The organism is Nocardia sp. JW2 (assembly GCF_051843015.1).
Classification (GTDB): Bacteria; Actinomycetota; Actinomycetes; order Mycobacteriales; family Mycobacteriaceae; genus Nocardia; species Nocardia coubleae.
In genome coordinates this window covers 1-16,956 of the sequence record NZ_JBPXLK010000003.1, presented here as the reverse complement: position 1 = coordinate 16,956, position 16,956 = coordinate 1, and the positions used below count along the sequence as shown (strand labels likewise).

Below are 16,956 nucleotides of genomic sequence, written 5' to 3'. Positions count from 1 at the left end.
CACTGCCGCATCGACACCAACGGGGGTCCGGATGACGATCAGAGATCGACTGGAACAGGCCATCACCGAACCGCCTACAGTCTTCGGCGAACCTACCGACACGGCCGATGGCGCCACCGTCATCACCGTCGCTCGCGGCGGCGGATTCGGCAGGCCCGCACGGCCCGTCGGCGTCTTCGTCATTCACGAAGGCCGAGCACACTGGTCACCGGCGGTCGACGCCAATCGCATTGCCCAGCTGGGGGAGTGGATCGGTCTGCTCACCGGCGTGATCCTGGCGCTCGCCCTGTTGCGCCGTCCGCCGTGGCCGGATCTGCGCCGCCACTGATCCCGGTCGCCACCAGCTTCTCGAACTGCTGCCATGCCCGCTCGGCGGGCAGCGGATCGGCCGGGTCGATGATCTCCGCGGTGAGGCCGAGTAGTCCCCAGGACACGAACGCGACGGTGGTCGCGGGCCAGTCACCGAACAGTTCGGCGATCAGCTCCGCCAATCCGCGCCGGTAGGCGTGGATCACGGTGGTCGCCGCTTTGGGCCCCACCAGCGGCCGGTACACCTCGGGATACCGGCCCGCGAGCTGGAACAGCACCCGCAGCCGGCCGAGCGGGGAGGCCCCCGCCGCGGTGTTCGCGATTTCGCGACGCAGGAATTCGGTGCAGCTCACCAGCAGCAGGTCGTCCTTGTCCCGGTAGTGGGCGTAGAAGGTGGACCGGCCCACGTCGGCGCGTTCGATGATGTCGCTCACCGTCACCCGCTCGTAGCCACGCTCGATCATCAGCTCGATCAGCGCGCGGTGCAGGGCGTCGCGGGTGCGCCGGACGCGGCGATCGGTGTGCTCGGACATCGTGCCTCCCGGACGGATTTCCCGGATCTGTGCGGAAACGGACAGATCGCCACATCTTGCGCCTGGTCGTGGCCACGACCTCGCCCGACCATAGGTTCATGACAGGAAAACAGCTTCTCACTCCCATGTTCGTCGACGACGGTGACACCGGTCTGCTCATCGCTGGCCTGCGCCGGTACAACTTGTTCACCAGTGTGTTCTTCCTCGGCAGGCATCGCGCGCTGCTCACCGAACTCGTCACGGCCGCAGGGGTGCGCCCCGGTGACCGTGTGCTCGATATCGGTTGTGGCCCGGGAAAACTCGTCCGCGCCCTCGGTATCGCGACGGGCACGACCGGTGCCGCAGTTGGTGTCGACCCGTCGGCGGCCGCCATCGACGACAACCGGCGGCGCGACCGCACTCCTCATCACCGCTACGAGGAGGGGCCCGCGCAGCGATTGCCTTTCGGTGATGCCGAATTCGATGTGGTGACCAGCACTTTCGTCATGCATCACATCCCGGAGCAACACCGTGCGGAGGCACTGGCGCAGATGTGGCGCGTGCTGCGTCCCGGTGGCAGGTTGCTGCTTGCCGATGCCTCACCGTCACCTCGAATGCGCAGATTGCTCGCACCGATGTTCGGCGGTTTCGACGCTGTCGATATCCGCCGCTACCGTGACCAGCTGACGGCCATCGGATTCACCGAGCTCGGCTACACCCAGAGCCGTTATCAGACCGGCATTCTCACCTGTGTGAAACCCGCATCCGTGACCGCTCAGCGCTGATCGGCCCGACTTGTCGGTGCCCTCGGCTAGGGTCGGGGCAACAGGATCGCAATCGAGCACGGGGGTGTCGCATGGAGTTCGATCAGCGCGAAGCGCAGGCACGGGAATTCGCCGTCGCTGCGCACGGTGACCAGCGTTATGGGGAGCGGCCGTACGTCACCCATCTCGCGGCCGTGCGCGGAGTGCTCGACGACTTCGGCTTCGGCGGCGATCTCGCGGTGGCGGCCTGGCTGCACGACGTCATCGAGGACACCCCGGTCACCGCCGAAGAGGTCGAATCCCGTTTCGGACGTGCGGTTCTCGATCTCGTCTGGGCGGTCACCGGCGTGGGTTCGGACCGCAAGGCACGAAACCTGGACGCCTACACCAAGATCGCCGCCCACCCCCGCGCCGTGATCCTCAAACTCGCCGACCGCACGGCCAATGCCGAGGCGAGCCCACCCGCCTCCAGCTGGATGGGCATGTACCGCACCGAGCACCCCACCTTCAAAGCGCATCTCGGCGGATTGCTCGCCGACGACCCGACGGTCGCCCGCATGTGGGAACGTCTCGACCGCCGATTAGGCCCCGAGGTGGCCGCGCCGTCCGCGCAATGGGCCGAGATCGACCGGCTCGTCGCGGCGGGCGAACACGCACAGGCGGTGGCCGCCGTGCGTGCCGCCTTCGAGTGCGACCCGGGTGAAGCCGAACGCATCCTGGCCGAACGCGCCTGACCTCAAAACGACTGCCACACAGGCTTGTTCGCGAGGGCGTACTTGTAATAGTCGGCCAGCTTCAGTTTGCTCGCGGCGGCTTCATCGATCACCACGGTGACATGCGGATGCCACTGCATCACCGAGGCCGGGCAGAACGCCGACAGCGGTCCCTCGGCGGCCGCCGCGATGGCGTCGGCCTTCCCCGCGCCGAGGGCGATCATCACCAGGTGCCGGGCTTCGCAGATGGTGCCGAGCCCTTGGGTGAGCACATGGTGCGGGACGTCGTCGGGGCCGTCGAAGAACCGGGCATTGTCCCGGCGGGTCTGCTCGGTGAGCGTCTTTACCCTGGTCCGTGAGGTCAGCGACGAACCGGGCTCGTTGAAACCGATGTGCCCGTCGGTGCCGATACCGAGCAGCTGCACGTCCACCCCGCCGGCGGCGGCGATCGCGGCGTCGTAACGCCTGCCCTCGCCCGCGATGTCGCCCGCCTCCCCGTTCGGGCTCAACACACGCGCAGGATCGAGGTTCACATGATCGACGAATTCCGACCGGATCACCGAGAAGTACGACTGCGGATGGCTTTTCGGCAGCCCGACGTACTCGTCGAGCAGAAACCCGCTGGCCGTGGTGAAGTCCAGTTCACCGTCGCGGTAGCGGCGCGCCAGTTCCCGGTAACTGCCGAGCGGCGACGACCCGGTGGCCAGACCGAGGATCGCGTTGCCCTGGCGCACATAGCCGCCGACGATATCGGCGACCGTGGTGGCCACTTCGTGTTCGTCCGCGCGGATCACGATTTCCATCAGCTTCCTTCCGTTCCGGCGACGAACACCCGCCGCACCTGCCATTGCCGATCGACCACGAGCACATCGGCCCGCGCACCCGCCCGCAACGTGCCCCGCTCGGCCCCGAGCCCGAGCACCCGTGCAGGTGTGCGCGTGGCAGCCCTGACCGCATCGACGAGGGGGATACCCGCATGCTCCACCGACCACCGCACCACCTCGAGCAGTGTCGCCGTGCCGCCCGCGATAGCACCGGGCGAACCGTCTTCGGTGGCGAGCCGGGCGATCCCGTGCCGCACCTGCACATCCAGGGCGCCGAGCCGGTAATCACCGTCGCTCATCCCGGCGGCCGCCATCGCGTCCGATACCAGGGCGATCTGGTCGGCGCCGACGGTATCGAACACCATCGCGACGGTCTCGGGCGCCAGATGCACACCGTCGGCGATCAACTCGACAACCATCTCGCCGCGGCCGGCGGCGGCCAAGCAGGCGGCAGCGGGTCCGGGCCTGCGGTGATGCAGCTCGGGCATCCCGTTGAACAGATGGGTGGCGGTGATCGGTTCGCCGCCGAACCGCACCGGGCCGCCGACTTCGGTTCGGGTCGCTCCGGAGCTCTCGACAGTCTGCGGAGCCGTACCGGGGCTTCGCCGGGCGGATGCCTGCTCGGTTGTTCCGCGCGGGTGGGCCCACTCGGCGATCCGAGCCGACGTCGTCGCCGCGTCGGCATCGGTATGCCCCAGGCTCGGCAGCACACCGTATTCGCGCATCGCGGCCAGCAATTCGCCGAAGTGCGCGGTTTCGGGCGCCAACGTCATCGACCGGACGGTGCCGCGCGACGCCCGGCAGATCCGCTCGAACAGCACCGGATCACCGGCGACGATGGCCGCCGGATCCTGCGCACCACACCGCACCGCATTGATGAACGGCCCCTCGAGATGAACCCCGAGCAGCTCCCCGTCGTCCACCAGATCCGCCAGCACCGCCGCCTGCTCGACCAACACCTCCGGCGCCGCCGACACCAAGCTGCCGAGCAACCCAGTCGTGCCGTGCGCGCGATGATGCGCCGCCGCAACCCGCGCCCCCGCCCCGTCAGCATTGGGAAACCCGAACCCGGCCCCACCGTGACAATGCAGGTCGATCAACCCGGGCAGCACAAGGTCATCCGTCGCCTCCGGAAGTTCCTGCGGGCGTGGATAACTCGCCGCCGCACCAACCCACGTAATCGTCGCCCCATCGAATTCGACCACACCATCGGCAATCTCACCCCCACCCGCCCCGACGACCCACCCCCGCAAGGCAGTCACGCCCACCCACCTTTCCCTCTCCCGATACCGCCGGATACCGGTCTGCCCGCAACCGCCGCACCCCGCGGGCCGATGATCGACCAGCGCGCCGGCAGGGGCCCAACCGTTGGCAGCGTCACTGCCCGATATGCGCCGACCACCATCCCCGCCACTGGCCCGACCGCTGAAATCCTTGCTGCCGGAAGCTCGGCTGCCACGACCGCAGCCGGCGCCCCTGCCGGTGACTTGGTTGCGACTCGGTGCCCGATCAGTGATACCCCCACTGCCAGGGGGACGGCCGCCACCACGCTGTCGGCGGCCGAACGTCGCACGCCGCGCGCAGCCGCAGCGACCACCGAGCCGCTCGACCTCGCCGTCACCACCTCATGCCCGTCCAACGATCGCCGCGACCACCTCACGTGCCGTCTGTGGCCCACGCGCGGCGCACGCCGCGTCGGCCGCTTCCTGACAACGCTGAATGTCGATCCCTGCCAAGGCAGCTCGGACAGCGGGCAAGGCGGGTACCGACATCGACAGGCTCGTCACTCCGAGCCCGACCAGCACCGGGGCGAGCAGGGGATCCGACGCCGCCTCACCGCACACACCGACAGACTTGCCCGATGCCGTTCCCGCCGCGCCGACCATCGCGATCAAATCGAGCACCGCGGGCTGCCAGGGGTCGAGGAGCTGCGCGAGGCTGCCCGCCATCCGGTCCGCGGCACAGGTGTACTGGCTGAGGTCGTTGGTACCGATGCTCACGAAGTCCAGGTGCGCCAGCAGATCGGCCGCCCGCAATGCCGCCGCCGGGATCTCGATCATCACCCCGACCTTGCGCACTCCGGATTCCCTTGCCAGCGCGGCGAATCCGGCGGCCTCGTCGGCCGTGGCGACCATCGGCGCCATCACCCACAGATCGGCACCGGTCGCCTCACCCGCGCGAGCCAAAGCGGTGAGCTGGGTGGCCAGTGTTTCCGGGAACACCGACCCGATCCGCAATCCGCGCACACCGAGCGCCGGATTCTCCTCGGTCCCGAGATCGAGAAACGGCAGCGGCTTGTCCGAGCCCGCGTCGAGCGTGCGCACCACCACGCGGCGGCCCGCGAACTGTTCGAGAACCGCTGTGTAAGAAGCGGTCTGCTCGTCCAGCGAAGGCTCCGACGCCTTGCCGAGGTACATGAACTCGGTACGGAACAGGCCCACACCCTCACTGTCGACCGGCGCCGCCTTCACCGCGTCGTCGACCGTGCCGATATTGACCAGCAGGTGCACCGGGGTGCCGTCGGCCGTGCGCCCCGGCCCACTGGCCGCCGCCAGCCGCGCCTTGTCGGCGGCCGCCTGCTCGGCCGCCGCCTGCTGACGCTCGGGGCTCGGGTCGATCACCACTTCACCGGTCGACCCGTCGAGCAGCACCGGTGCGCCCTCGACGAGCTTGTCGGTCTGCGGGCAGTTCACCACCGCGGGCAGACCGAGCGATTTCGCCAGGATGGCGGTATGACTGGTCGGCCCGCCTTCGCTGGTGAGCAGGCCGACCACATCACTGCCACCCAGCATCGCCGTGTCGGCCGGCGCCAGATCGCGCGCGACGAGCACGAACGGAAACCCCGGCTCGGGGATGCCCGGCATCGGTTCACCGAGCAGCACCGCGATGGTTCGCCCGCCGATATCGCGCAGATCGGTCGCGCGTTCGGCCATGTACCCGCCCAATGCCTCGAGCTTGGCGCAGAACCCCTCGAATGCCAGGTGCACGGCGTGTGCCGTCGGCATTCCCGCCTTCAATTCCTTCTCGGCGGCGGCGACGATGCCCGGGTCGCGGGCCATCGTCGCCGACATCGAAAGGATCTCCGCCGCAACACCATCCACGCGCGACGCCCTGGCGGCCATTTCGTCGGCCACCCCCGCGAGCGCCGCTTTCACCCGGGCCAGTTCCTCGTCGGGTGGCCCGCCGACCGGGTCCTGCGCGGAGGTCTCGAGTTGCGAACCGAATCGCAACCACGGCGCACACACCACCCCGGGACTGACCCCGAGCCCACGGATCACCTGTTCCGGCATCGGGCGTCACTCACCTTCCGGCTTCTTGTCCAGCTTCGTCTCGGTTCCATCGTTTCGAGTATCGCCGCTGTCCGCCGCTACGGGTTCGGCTTGCGCCTCGACCACGCCGGAGACCTCGTCATCGGTCTCCTCCTCACGGCCAGGCGTGCGCAGGTTCCACTTCTTGATCACGAAGCTGAACAGCAGGTAATACACCAACGCGTACCCGAGGCCGATCGGGATCAGCAGCCACGCGTCGGTCGCCTTGCCGAAGTTCAGCAGATAGTCGATGGCGCCTGCCGAGAAGGTGAACCCGTCGTGGATACCGAGCGCGTTGACCAAGGCCATCGAGGTACCGGTCAGGATCGCGTGCACCACGTACAGCGGCCACGCCACGAACATGAACGAGAACTCGAGCGGTTCGGTGATACCGGTGACGAACGCGGTGAGCCCGGTGGAGAGCATGATGCCGCCGACCAGCTTCTTCTGCGACGGCCGCGCATTGCGCCAGATGGCGAAGGCAGCGGCGGGCAGCGCGAACATCATGATCGGGAAGAAGCCGGTCATGAAGGTGCCCGCGCTCGGGTCGCCCGCGAAGAATCGGTTCAGGTCGCCGCGCACCAGCTGACCGGAAGCATCGGTGTAATCGCCGACGAGGAACCAGACCGTGGAGTTCAGAATGTGGTGCAGACCGGTGGGAATCAGCAACCGGTTGGCCGCGCCGTAGATACCGCCACCGACCACCGAATTGTCCGCGACCGCCTCACCGACCCAGGTGAGCGCCGAGTTGAACGCCGGATACAGGAAGGCCATCGCGACACCCACCACCAGACCGGTGACGGCGGTGAGAATGGGAACCAGCCGCCTGCCGTTGAAGAACCCGAGAAAGTCGGGCAGCTTCGTGCGATAGAACCGCTGCCACAGGATCGCCGAGAGCAGACCCATCACGATGCCGCCGAGCACGCCGTAGTTGATGAGAGCCTGCGCGCCCTTGGGGTCGGTCTTGCCTTCCAGCACGATCGGCGACATCGCCTCGAACACGCCGTTGATCACCATGTAACCGACCACGGCGGCGAGTGCGGTCGACCCGTCGGCCTTCTTGGCCCAACCGATGGCGATGCCCACGGCGAAGATCAGCGGCAACCAGGTGAACACCGCCTGACCCGCCGCCGAGATCACCGACGCCGCACTTTCCAGCGCGGAGAAGCGGCCGAGTAGATCGTCCTGGCCGAGACGCAACAGGATGCCCGCCGCGGGAAGCACGGCGATGGGCAGCATCAGGCTGCGCCCGAGGCGCTGCAATCCCGCGAATGTCTTGGATTCTTGCTTGGGGCTGTCGGTAACGGCAGTCATGTCGACCTTCTTCGTCCAGCGGTTGTGAACCAGTGGCTCTGACGGGTACTGTCCGGTCATAACCAGTTGTCAGTTTGACCAGGTGGCCGCCGGATGTCAACCGCGAAATATGACGTGGCGCACAACCGAGGCTCCCATACTGGAACCGGCTACCACTGCGGAAAGGGAGAACACATGTCCAAAGCGGAAGCGATCGTCCAGGGCCTGGGCGGCGCGGAGAACATCGTCGAGATCGAGGCGTGCATCACCCGTTTGCGCACCGAGGTGCGCGACGGTGCCAAGGTCGACGAGGCCGCGCTCAAGGCGGCAGGCGCCCACGGCGTCCTCAAGTCGGGCACCGTCGTACAGGTCGTCGTCGGCCCCGAAGCCGACACCCTGGCCGAGGACATCGGGGACATCCTGTGAACGTCACCGCCCCCCTCGCCGGCCGCGTCATCCCGCTGTCGGAGGTTCCCGACCAGGTCTTCGCCGATCAACTGGTCGGCTCCGGCGTGGCCATCGACCCCGATCGCACCCGCGGTCCCCTCACCGTCACCGCCCCCATCGGCGGCAAGCTCCTCAAACTCCACCCGCACGCCTTCGTCGTCTTCGGCGGCGGCGTCGGTGTCCTGGTCCACCTCGGCATCGACACGGTGAAACTCAAAGGCGAAGGCTTCACCCTCCACGCCACCGAAGGCGAAACCGTCGAGACCGGCACCCCCATCGTCACCTTCGACCCCACCGAGATCGCCGCCACCGGCAACCCGATCATCTGCCCGATCGTCGTAATGGACTCCCCGAAGAACTCCATCAATCCCGACACGATCGACACAGTCGTGGAACCCGGCGCACCCCTGTTCGATACGCCTTAACCGGCCGCAGGGAGGACGAGAGCAGCAGCGCAAGCGACGGGTCCGAGAAATGAGTTCGGCCTCATGACAACTCCGATCCTGTGAACTCTGCCTAGCCTCTCGCAAACAGGCGGCAATCGACAGCGGTGAGATCGAATCGTTGGGCACGCGGTGAACCGTGACGTTTCCTTGTCCGTTCTTCTTTCAGCAGGCTGTTCCAGCCCGCATCGAATCGGGAGGACCCAAGTGAGCGCAGTGGAGCAGACCAGTGAGCAGTTCGCGCAGCGATTGTTCGAAGCGGCGCTCGGCACGGTCGACATCCTGGCCATCCATCTGGGCGACCGGCTCGGCTGGTATTCGGCGCTCGCCGCCGGCCCCGCCGACGCGGCCGAACTCACCACCCGCGCCGGCGGCGACCGCCGATACGCGCAGGAATGGCTCGAACAGCAAGCCGCGACAGGCGTCCTCACGGTGACGCCGGACGGCCGCTTCGCCCTCCCGGCGGGCCCGGCCGAGGTGCTCACCGACACGAACAGCCTGGACTACCTCGCCCCGCTCGCCCGGATGCTGGCCGGTGCGGCGATCCAGCTCCCCGCCCTGGTGCGCGCCTATCGCGACGGCGGCGGTGTCGGTTGGTCCGAATACGGCACCGACGTGCGCGAATCCCAAGCCGACATGAACCGGCCCTGGTTCGAACACCGCCTGGCCGCCGACCTCGCCACCGTCCCCGACATCCATGCCCTGCTTTCGGCCCCCGGCGCCCGAGTCGCCGATATCGGCTCCGGCGGCGGCTGGTCCTCGATCGCCCTGGCCCGCGCCTACCCCGACCTGCGGGTCGACGGTTACGACATCGACCCGCCGTCGATCGCCATGGCCACCGCCAACGCCGCCGACCTCGCCGACCGCGTCCACTTCCACCACGCCGACGTCACGACCGACCTCCCGGAATCGACCTACGACGCCGTCTTCGCCTTCGAATGCGTGCACGACATGCCGTACCCGGTCGAGGTGCTGTCAGCCGCACGATGTGCGCTGCGTCCCGGCGGGGTGGTGATCGTGATGGACGAGGCCGTAGACCCGGACTTCACTTCTCCCGCGAGCGATGTCGACCGCCTCATGTACGGCTTCAGCCTGCTCATCTGCCTACCGGACGGCATGGCGCACCCCGGTTCGGCGGGTACCGGAACCGTGATGCGCGCCGAGCAGTTGGGGGAGTACGCCCACAAGGCGGGCTTCACCACCGTCGACATCCTGCCGATCGAGAATTTCGGCTTCTGGCGGTTCTACCGGTTGACGGTGTGAGCGACCAGCTGATCGGACTCGGCCGGCCAATGCCGGGCGAGCACGTCGAAATACCGCTGGCTGCTCCACAATCGATAGTTGCCGATCACGTACACCCGCCGCCGCGCCCGCGACACCGCAGCGTTGAGCACATTCGGGTTGGCCGCGGCCCAGCGCCGCGAACCGCCCGCGGCGGGTGAGGTGCCGAGTACCAGCACAACCACCTCGGCCGAGTTTCCACGCATGCCATGGATCGTGCCCACCTGGGCGGCGGCGAACTCGTCCCCGAGCACCTCGCGGGCGACCCGCCGCGCACCGTCGGCGACATCGCGGAACGGGCTGACCACCCGGATGTCGTCGGCCGCGACCCCGTCCTCCCGCAACTCCGTCAGCAAGGCACCGAGCGCCTCACCTTCGCCGGGAATCCAGTTCCCCTCGGCGCGTGCGGATCTCACATCGATCCACCGATCGTGCCCCGGGAAGTCGGGCCGCTCGGGCGTGCCGAAGACGAGCAGGTCGTCGTCGTAGGCGATCCGATGGGTCAGCTCGAAGATCGGCAGATCGCTGCGCCGATGCACCCGCAACGGCGTTCCCACCCACACCGGCCGGTCGTAATCGGCCGGTGTCAGCCAGGTCCCGAACCGGACGCCACGATCTGCCGCCTGCCGCGCCGAGGCCAGATCCGGCCTCCACTCCGCATCGAGCCCGTACTGGCGAACCAGCGCTTCCTGCGCCGAAGTCGGCAGCGTCACAACGGGTCCCAGCTGACGATGATCTCCGACGATCACCGCCCGGCGCGCGCGCCACAGTCCACCCGCCACCGCCTGCGGCGCGGCCTGGCCCGCGTCGTCGACGAACAACCAACCGAGCGCCTCGCGCCCCAGCCCGGCGAACAACTTGGGCAACGCGGCGAACGTCGTCGTGAGCATCGGCACCGCGAGGAACAGCGTCTGCCAGGCGGCCGCGATGGTTTCCGGCTTAGGCGCCACCGCGAGCTCGTCGCGGATCAGCGCGATCGCCACGATCAAGTTGTCGCGCACCCGGGGCGCGGCGTTCAGCAGCAGCGCCCGGTGCAGCCGCAGCGCCGAGAGGAAGAGCTCACGCCGAGCCGTCGAGTACTGCTCGTCGGCCCACGGATTGCACAGCTGGAACTGCTCGTCGTCTGCCGCGACATCACCGAAAGGAATAGTCTCCGCCCAGTTCTCGCGCGCCGCTTCGATGATGTCGAGTGCCCGTGCCCGCCGCTCGGTCAAGGCGACGTGGTCGCGGATGAGGGTGCGCCCGTGCTCGGCCGCCTGCGCCCACTGTTCACGCGCATGGTCGACCTCGCCTTGCCTGCGCCGCATCTCCGCCTCGGCGTCGTGGCGTTCGCGCAACAGCTCGTTGGAGCGTGCACTCCATCGTCGGCCGGCGCGGAATCCGGTGGACAACGACTCCGCGAACCCTGGCTTACGCCCGCCGTGCTCGGTGAGCAACGTGCTGACCCGATGATGCGTGGCCTGCGCCGCGCGCAGCTGTTCGGTTGCCTGCTGATGCTGTGCGCGCCAGTGTGCGTGTGCCGCATCGGCATTGGCGATCTCCGCCGACAGCGACAGCAGGTCGTCGTTCATCGCAGGCAGTTCGGCGACCGCGTCGGCCACGTCCTGACGCTGCTGTGCGAGTGTTCGAACGTGCTCGCGCCTGCTCTCGAAGTCGCGCACGGCGGTCTGCCAGTCGGGCACCGAATCCGGGTCCGCCTCGGCCTGTTTGAGCAGATCGAGCATTCCCGCCGAACCGGCATGGGCCTTGCGCTCGGTGGCGAACCGGTCGCCGAACCAGAACTGCTCGCCGAAGGTTCGTCGCGCCCCGCCGAGCGCCGAGGCGATCAATCCCCACGCGGGTTCGCCGCTGACGAATTCGGCCAGCTCGCCGAAGTGGTTGATCCGCACGTCGGAGTCGATCGCGTCGCGGTGCTGGATCTCGGCCACCACATCGGCGGCACTCCGGTCGCTGCCGGTGGCGAGCACCACCTCGAACCCGGTCGTCTCGGGGGCGAGCCGGTGCGCGCCGACGGTGTAGTTCTTGGCGACCTGCACCTGCTCGGTGACACCGGTGAACACATCCATCGGGTCGTCGAAAGCGGCCAGCCGTTCCGCTCTTTCGACCACGATCGCCGCGAGCAGGTCCCGCAGCATCGTCGTCGTTCCGGTGCCCGGCGCGCCGTGCACGGCGAAAATCCCCGCGCTGTCGCGGAGTTCGGTCATCGCCTGATCTACCGCGAACTGCTGGCCCGCGACGAGCGGATCACCCGGCCACCGCCCGTCCGGCACGCGCTGGGGCAGCAGCCCTTCGACCATCACGTCCTGTCGTTGACGAACGTCGATCCGCTGATCTATGGGCAAGGTTTCACTCGCCGCGAGGTAGTCCCGCAGCGCTGCCCCGACGTCCCCACGCTCCACCGCCGCGGCGAGCGCACGCAACTCCACGCCCAGTCCGCTGTTGAGCCGATCCTCGGCCGCCGTGCTGTCGGCATCCCTGGCCGCCACCTGCACGCACGCCACCCGCACCCCACCGGCCCGCAATTCGGACCGGATGGAGAGCGCCCCACACAGATCCCCCGCGAACGTCTGCAATGCCCGCCCGGTCACCAGCGGCGTACCGAATTCCTCGTTCGCCATGACGCCGCGCACGAACGCGGTGGCCGACATCCCCGCCAGCCCGGGCGAAACGACACCGTCCGCACCCGCCGCGATCAGCGACGCGCCGACGCCACGACCGACCACATCCAGGGCACGCCAACGCGGGCCGGGATCGTCGGCCTCCGGGTCGGCGCTCGGTACCTCGGTGGTCAGCAGGTCGAACGCGGCGGTGAAGGCCGAGGAGTCGTGCTCGAACCCGTCGGCCCAACCCGGGTCGGCGGGGCCGGGGGAGCGCAACCGGTTGATCGCCCACGCCAGCCCCGACAGCGTCGCCGATCCCTCGACAACCATGCCGTCGTCGCTCAATGTCACCGCGAAAGTGGCTGTGGTTCCGGACTGTCGCGCGTCCGCTTCGAGCTCGTCGCGCCCGAAGGCGCGCATCAGCGATTCACGCGCACGCCCCACTTCGAACAGCCCGCCGAACACCACGAACTGCCATACCCGGCCCGGTTGCAGCGCGGGGAGCGCGGTGAGGTCTTCCCACGGTGCCGGTTCGTCGGCGCCGAGTTCCACCACCAGCGCACCGGTTTCGCGGCAGACCCCGATCTCCGGTACCAGTTGCGGACCGAACAGTTCGACGGTCCGCCAGAAACGCACGAGCCGCGCGGCATGCTCGGACCCGTTCACGATGCACCCCATTCCGTCGGCCAGCATGCTGACAACTCGCACCACGGTACGTGATGGCGCGTGCACGGGCACGGTAGGCCGATGGTCCCGGCGCCGTCGACGAGACCATCGGCGCTGGTCCTACAGGCGAGGCAGGCACCCGGCGGCCCGAAGCCGCGCCGCCAGCGACGAATTCACCATCGCACTCGACCCGCCTCCACCGGTGAGCGCCACCAGCACGTCACCACCGAGTCCGGCGCCGATCGAGCACCCGAGCACATTGACGTCGATGTAGATGTTCTCCTTGGACTCCGGTTCCGCGACAGCCGAACCGGCCCCCACCGCCGTGGCGGCCACAACGGCCAGCATGATCCCAACAGCTTTGACGATGCGCACTAGCTCTCCTCGAATTGCGGTGATCGGAATCGGTCCATCCGGTCGCGGACCGACGAGAGGGTTGACCGAACCCCCTCCACAGAAACCTCGAGTCCGGTCCATATTCGCGTTGACGGCCGAACCCCCGGAACCGCACGCTGACCCGATGGACGAGTTGAACCGCGCCGCAGACCTGTTCGCCGTCGGCGAGCTGGACGAGTCGCATCTGACGATGATCGGCGCCGAGGCCTTGGCCCGAGGGGTCGATTCCCCGGCGCTGATCGAACTCGTCTGTCTGCACCGAACCGATTGCCGCGACGCCCCGGAACTGTTCCGCGCTGCGCTCGCCGAACTCGAGATCGTTCACCTCGGGGGTTGGCGCGAACGGGAGGTAGCTGTCCGGCTCAGTCGCGCGAATCGCAACGCCGCCGCCCTACTGGCCGACGAGGGAGACTCCGACGAGTGTCTGAGCCTGATCTTCACTGATCTGTTCGAGCTGACGATGCGTCCCGAGCCCGAACCACCGGAGTTGGAGGAACTGGCCTGGGGCTTCTACACCATGCAAATCAGCCTGGAGGACGGCCTGGATGCCGCGATCATCTGGGACGAGATCCGCACAGGATGCCGAAACCTGCTGGCGGGCCCTCCCTATGCGCCTGTGTACCCGCGGGCCGGCCGGGTGGATGAAACCCCGCCCGAGCCGCACATCCCTGCGGAAACACCCGACCGTCCGAGGCTGCTGGATCGACTTCGCGCCGGGCTCGTAGCAATCCTGCGCCGATAACCCTTTGGCAGATCAGCGCAGGATCATCCCCACGACCGCCTTGGGCGCCGCCAACCACTCCCGGATGTTGTTGCGCACCTCGGTGGCCCGCCTGCACTCGCAATAGGCGACAACCCCGTCGGCGTCGATATCCGCCGCCCGGCACAGCGCGACGGCCCGAGGCAGATGCTGGTACTGGCTGACGATGATCGCGCGCTTCACCCCGAACATCGACCGCGCCCGCTCACAGGTCTCCCGCGTGGAAAACCCTTCCCCATCCGCTCGTACGATGCCCGGATCCACTCCGTGCTCGAGGAGATAACGCCGCATCGACACGATCTCGTCGCCGGACGTCCCGCCGGCATCCCCGGACAGCAGGATCTCACGCGCCTTCCCCGCCGCGACCAATTCGATCGCCACATCCAGGCGACCCCGCAGATACGCCATCGGCGTCCCGTCCGGCGCGACCCGCGCACCGGGAACAATGACAACCGGAACAGTGGGCGCTCCGGCCACATCGCTGCGATGCCCCGACGACAACATCCACATGGCCGCATTGGCACAGACCGTCACCAACACCACGCCACTCGCCAACACCACGCCGGCCTTCATAACGCGACGTAACCGCCGCCGCCTTCCACTACGTTCCTCGCTCAACGCGCGACCCTCCCATTGTTGTGGTTCGAAACCCGGCCTGACTAGGGAATTTGACATCGGAATTCCAGCCACGTAACTTTATTCCAGTCAGAGCGACACGGACACCGACCCGGTGCCGAAGAGCTGGTCCGACAGGGCCGCTACGGTACAGGGAAACGAGGTAGGACGATGAGCGCCTGACCGATCATGTGTTCAGGGTTCTTCCGGATTTGCGTCCGGTCGACGCTCTGAGCTACAGTACGAACCCTTGCCTCACTGAAACCCTTCACCGGGTGGATGTTTGTGCGTGTGTTCTTTGAGAACTCAATAGTGTGTCGATGAATGTCAGTGCCAATATTTTTATTGGTTCCAGCCTTCGCGTACCCCCCGGTCGTGGGAGGTTGGACATTTTGAACAACAGCGAATCTTTTTTGCTGGTGTTCGCTTTGCTAGATTTTTCGGACTCTAGTTAGATATTTCTGATTACACCCTTTTGGGGTGTGGTTGAGAGTCTTCAACGGAGAGTTTGATTCTGGCTCAGGACGAACGCTAGCGGCGTGCTTAACACATGCAAGTCGAGCGGTAAGGCCCTTCGGGGTACACGAGCGGCGAACGGGTGAGTAACACGTGGGTGATCTGCCTTGCACTTCGGGATAAGCCTGGGAAACTGGGTCTAATACCGGATATGACCTCGGGATGCATGTTCTGGGGTGGAAAGATTTATCGGTGCGAGATGGGCCCGCGGCCTATCAGCTTGTTGGTGAGGTAACGGCTCACCAAGGCGACGACGGGTAGCCGACCTGAGAGGGTGACCGGCCACACTGGGACTGAGACACGGCCCAGACTCCTACGGGAGGCAGCAGTGGGGAATATTGCACAATGGGCGAAAGCCTGATGCAGCGACGCCGCGTGCGGGATGACGGCCTTCGGGTTGTAAACCGCTTTTGACAGGGACGAAGCGCAAGTGACTGTACCTGTAGAATAAGGACCGGCCAACTACGTGCCAGCAGCCGCGGTAATACGTAGGGTCCGAGCGTTGTCCGGAATTACTGGGCGTAAAGAGCTTGTAGGCGGTTCGTCGCGTCGTTTGTGAAAACTTGGGGCTCAACCTTAAGCTTGCAGGCGATACGGGCGGACTAGAGTACTTCAGGGGAGACTGGAATTCCTGGTGTAGCGGTGAAATGCGCAGATATCAGGAGGAACACCGGTGGCGAAGGCGGGTCTCTGGGAAGTAACTGACGCTGAGAAGCGAAAGCATGGGTAGCAAACAGGATTAGATACCCTGGTAGTCCATGCCGTAAACGGTGGGTACTAGGTGTGGGGCTCCTTCCACGGACTCCGTGCCGTAGCTAACGCATTAAGTACCCCGCCTGGGGAGTACGGCCGCAAGGCTAAAACTCAAAGAAATTGACGGGGGCCCGCACAAGCGGCGGAGCATGTGGATTAATTCGATGCAACGCGAAGAACCTTACCTGGGTTTGACATACACCAGAAAGCCGTAGAGATACGGCCCCCCTTGTGGTTGGTGTACAGGTGGTGCATGGCTGTCGTCAGCTCGTGTCGTGAGATGTTGGGTTAAGTCCCGCAACGAGCGCAACCCTTATCTTATGTTGCCAGCGCGTAATGGCGGGGACTCGTGAGAGACTGCCGGGGTCAACTCGGAGGAAGGTGGGGACGACGTCAAGTCATCATGCCCCTTATGTCCAGGGCTTCACACATGCTACAATGGCCGGTACAGAGGGCTGCGATACCGTGAGGTGGAGCGAATCCCTTAAAGCCGGTCTCAGTTCGGATCGGGGTCTGCAACTCGACCCCGTGAAGTTGGAGTCGCTAGTAATCGCAGATCAGCAACGCTGCGGTGAATACGTTCCCGGGCCTTGTACACACCGCCCGTCACGTCATGAAAGTCGGTAACACCCGAAGCCGGTGGCCTAACCCCTTGTGGGAGGGAGCCGTCGAAGGTGGGATCGGCGATTGGGACGAAGTCGTAACAAGGTAGCCGTACCGGAAGGTGCGGCTGGATCACCTCCTTTCTAAGGAGCA

At 66.7% G+C, this 16,956-nt stretch carries 15 protein-coding genes and 1 rRNA gene; 8 read left to right on the top strand and 8 right to left on the bottom strand.

The window, feature by feature from the left end:
* The first annotated feature begins 31 nt into the window (after positions 1 to 31).
* Positions 32 to 328, top strand: a complete 297-nt coding sequence (locus tag ACSVDM_RS05330; RefSeq protein ID WP_067642188.1) for a hypothetical protein — start codon at positions 32 to 34, stop codon at positions 326 to 328.
* Here the strand turns inward: ACSVDM_RS05330 and ACSVDM_RS05325 are convergent.
* Positions 261 to 842, bottom strand: a complete 582-nt coding sequence (locus ACSVDM_RS05325) for a TetR/AcrR family transcriptional regulator (protein WP_067642187.1) — start codon at positions 840 to 842, stop codon at positions 261 to 263. The genes ACSVDM_RS05330 and ACSVDM_RS05325 overlap by 68 nt on opposite strands.
* Positions 843 to 940: 98 nt before the next feature.
* Between ACSVDM_RS05325 and ACSVDM_RS05320 the strand changes: the two genes are divergently transcribed.
* Both ACSVDM_RS05320 and ACSVDM_RS05315 read left to right on the top strand, forming a co-directional pair.
* Entirely contained in the window at positions 941 to 1,606 is a 666-nt protein-coding gene (locus ACSVDM_RS05320) for a class I SAM-dependent methyltransferase (RefSeq protein ID WP_439263269.1), read from the top strand.
* A 71-nt stretch (positions 1,607 to 1,677) separates the two neighbouring features.
* Complete coding sequence (locus tag ACSVDM_RS05315) at positions 1,678 to 2,319, top strand: HD domain-containing protein (protein ID WP_439263268.1); 642 nt, start codon at positions 1,678 to 1,680, stop codon at positions 2,317 to 2,319.
* 2 nt (positions 2,320 to 2,321) lie between these two features.
* Here ACSVDM_RS05315 and nagB read toward each other — a convergent pair whose 3' ends face one another.
* The 4 genes from nagB to ACSVDM_RS05295 form a co-directional block, all read right to left on the bottom strand.
* Complete coding sequence (gene nagB, locus ACSVDM_RS05310; RefSeq protein ID WP_439263267.1) at positions 2,322 to 3,101, bottom strand: glucosamine-6-phosphate deaminase; 780 nt, start codon at positions 3,099 to 3,101, stop codon at positions 2,322 to 2,324.
* The gene (locus ACSVDM_RS05305) at positions 3,101 to 4,384 is read right to left on the bottom strand and encodes an N-acetylglucosamine-6-phosphate deacetylase (protein ID WP_439263266.1); all 1,284 of its coding nucleotides are present in this window, start codon (positions 4,382 to 4,384) and stop codon (positions 3,101 to 3,103) included. Before ACSVDM_RS05305 ends, nagB begins: the two co-directional genes overlap by 1 nt.
* Positions 4,385 to 4,747: 363 nt before the next feature.
* Positions 4,748 to 6,412: a phosphoenolpyruvate--protein phosphotransferase gene (ptsP, locus tag ACSVDM_RS05300; protein WP_439263265.1), complete on the bottom strand. Its 1,665-nt coding sequence runs from the start codon at positions 6,410 to 6,412 to the stop codon at positions 4,748 to 4,750.
* A 6-nt stretch (positions 6,413 to 6,418) separates the two neighbouring features.
* Positions 6,419 to 7,744, bottom strand: a complete 1,326-nt coding sequence (locus tag ACSVDM_RS05295) for a PTS transporter subunit EIIC (protein ID WP_439263264.1) — start codon at positions 7,742 to 7,744, stop codon at positions 6,419 to 6,421.
* A 174-nt stretch (positions 7,745 to 7,918) separates the two neighbouring features.
* On the opposite strand from ACSVDM_RS05295, the gene ACSVDM_RS05290 reads away from it, so the two are divergent.
* The 3 genes from ACSVDM_RS05290 (at position 7,919) to ACSVDM_RS05280 (ending at position 9,876) form a co-directional block, all read left to right on the top strand.
* Positions 7,919 to 8,149: a glucose PTS transporter subunit EIIB gene (locus ACSVDM_RS05290; protein ID WP_067487390.1), complete on the top strand. Its 231-nt coding sequence runs from the start codon at positions 7,919 to 7,921 to the stop codon at positions 8,147 to 8,149.
* Positions 8,146 to 8,595 carry a PTS sugar transporter subunit IIA gene (locus ACSVDM_RS05285; protein WP_439263262.1) on the top strand — a complete coding sequence of 150 codons (450 nt, stop codon included), beginning with the start codon at positions 8,146 to 8,148 and terminating at the stop codon, positions 8,593 to 8,595. The genes ACSVDM_RS05290 and ACSVDM_RS05285 overlap by 4 nt, the downstream gene beginning before the upstream one ends.
* Before the next feature lie 225 nt (positions 8,596 to 8,820).
* Positions 8,821 to 9,876 carry a class I SAM-dependent methyltransferase gene (locus ACSVDM_RS05280; RefSeq protein ID WP_439263261.1) on the top strand — a complete coding sequence of 352 codons (1,056 nt, stop codon included), beginning with the start codon at positions 8,821 to 8,823 and terminating at the stop codon, positions 9,874 to 9,876.
* On the opposite strand, the gene ACSVDM_RS05275 is transcribed toward ACSVDM_RS05280, so the two are convergent.
* Both ACSVDM_RS05275 and ACSVDM_RS05270 read right to left on the bottom strand, forming a co-directional pair.
* Positions 9,858 to 13,202: a DEAD/DEAH box helicase gene (locus ACSVDM_RS05275; RefSeq protein ID WP_439263260.1), complete on the bottom strand. Its 3,345-nt coding sequence runs from the start codon at positions 13,200 to 13,202 to the stop codon at positions 9,858 to 9,860. The two genes, ACSVDM_RS05280 and ACSVDM_RS05275, sit on opposite strands and share 19 nt — an antisense overlap.
* 78 nt (positions 13,203 to 13,280) lie before the next feature.
* On the bottom strand, positions 13,281 to 13,535 hold the full coding sequence (locus ACSVDM_RS05270; protein WP_067487404.1) for a hypothetical protein: 255 nt from the start codon (positions 13,533 to 13,535) through the stop codon (positions 13,281 to 13,283).
* A gap of 145 nt (positions 13,536 to 13,680) precedes the next feature.
* Here ACSVDM_RS05270 and ACSVDM_RS05265 point away from each other — a divergent pair, with 145 nt between their 5' ends.
* A complete protein-coding gene (locus ACSVDM_RS05265; RefSeq protein WP_439263258.1) occupies positions 13,681 to 14,298 on the top strand; it encodes a hypothetical protein in 618 nt (205 codons plus the stop codon).
* Between the two features lie 12 nt (positions 14,299 to 14,310).
* On the opposite strand, the gene ACSVDM_RS05260 is transcribed toward ACSVDM_RS05265, so the two are convergent.
* Positions 14,311 to 14,889: a SanA/YdcF family protein gene (locus tag ACSVDM_RS05260; protein ID WP_439263256.1), complete on the bottom strand. Its 579-nt coding sequence runs from the start codon at positions 14,887 to 14,889 to the stop codon at positions 14,311 to 14,313.
* Positions 14,890 to 15,427: 538 nt separating this feature from the next.
* On the opposite strand from ACSVDM_RS05260, the gene ACSVDM_RS05255 reads away from it, so the two are divergent.
* Positions 15,428 to 16,946: ribosomal RNA gene (locus ACSVDM_RS05255) — 16S ribosomal RNA — on the top strand.
* Positions 16,947 to 16,956: the final 10 nt, after the last annotated feature.

Bases quoted from the DNA above. Each gene is read 5' to 3' on its own strand.
- ACSVDM_RS05295 (WP_439263264.1), bottom strand. From the start codon at position 7,744: ATGACTGCCGTTACCGACAGCCCCAAGCAAGAATCCAAGACATTCGCG.
- ACSVDM_RS05260 (WP_439263256.1), bottom strand. From the start codon at position 14,889: ATGAAGGCCGGCGTGGTGTTGGCGAGTGGCGTGGTGTTGGTGACGGTC.
- ptsP (WP_439263265.1), bottom strand. From the start codon at position 6,412: ATGCCGGAACAGGTGATCCGTGGGCTCGGGGTCAGTCCCGGGGTGGTG.
- ACSVDM_RS05330 (WP_067642188.1), top strand. From the start codon at position 32: ATGACGATCAGAGATCGACTGGAACAGGCCATCACCGAACCGCCTACA.
- ACSVDM_RS05265 (WP_439263258.1), top strand. From the start codon at position 13,681: ATGGACGAGTTGAACCGCGCCGCAGACCTGTTCGCCGTCGGCGAGCTG.
- ACSVDM_RS05290 (WP_067487390.1), top strand. From the start codon at position 7,919: ATGTCCAAAGCGGAAGCGATCGTCCAGGGCCTGGGCGGCGCGGAGAAC.
- ACSVDM_RS05315 (WP_439263268.1), top strand. From the start codon at position 1,678: ATGGAGTTCGATCAGCGCGAAGCGCAGGCACGGGAATTCGCCGTCGCT.
- ACSVDM_RS05320 (WP_439263269.1), top strand. From the start codon at position 941: ATGACAGGAAAACAGCTTCTCACTCCCATGTTCGTCGACGACGGTGAC.
- nagB (WP_439263267.1), bottom strand. From the start codon at position 3,101: ATGGAAATCGTGATCCGCGCGGACGAACACGAAGTGGCCACCACGGTC.
- ACSVDM_RS05325 (WP_067642187.1), bottom strand. From the start codon at position 842: ATGTCCGAGCACACCGATCGCCGCGTCCGGCGCACCCGCGACGCCCTG.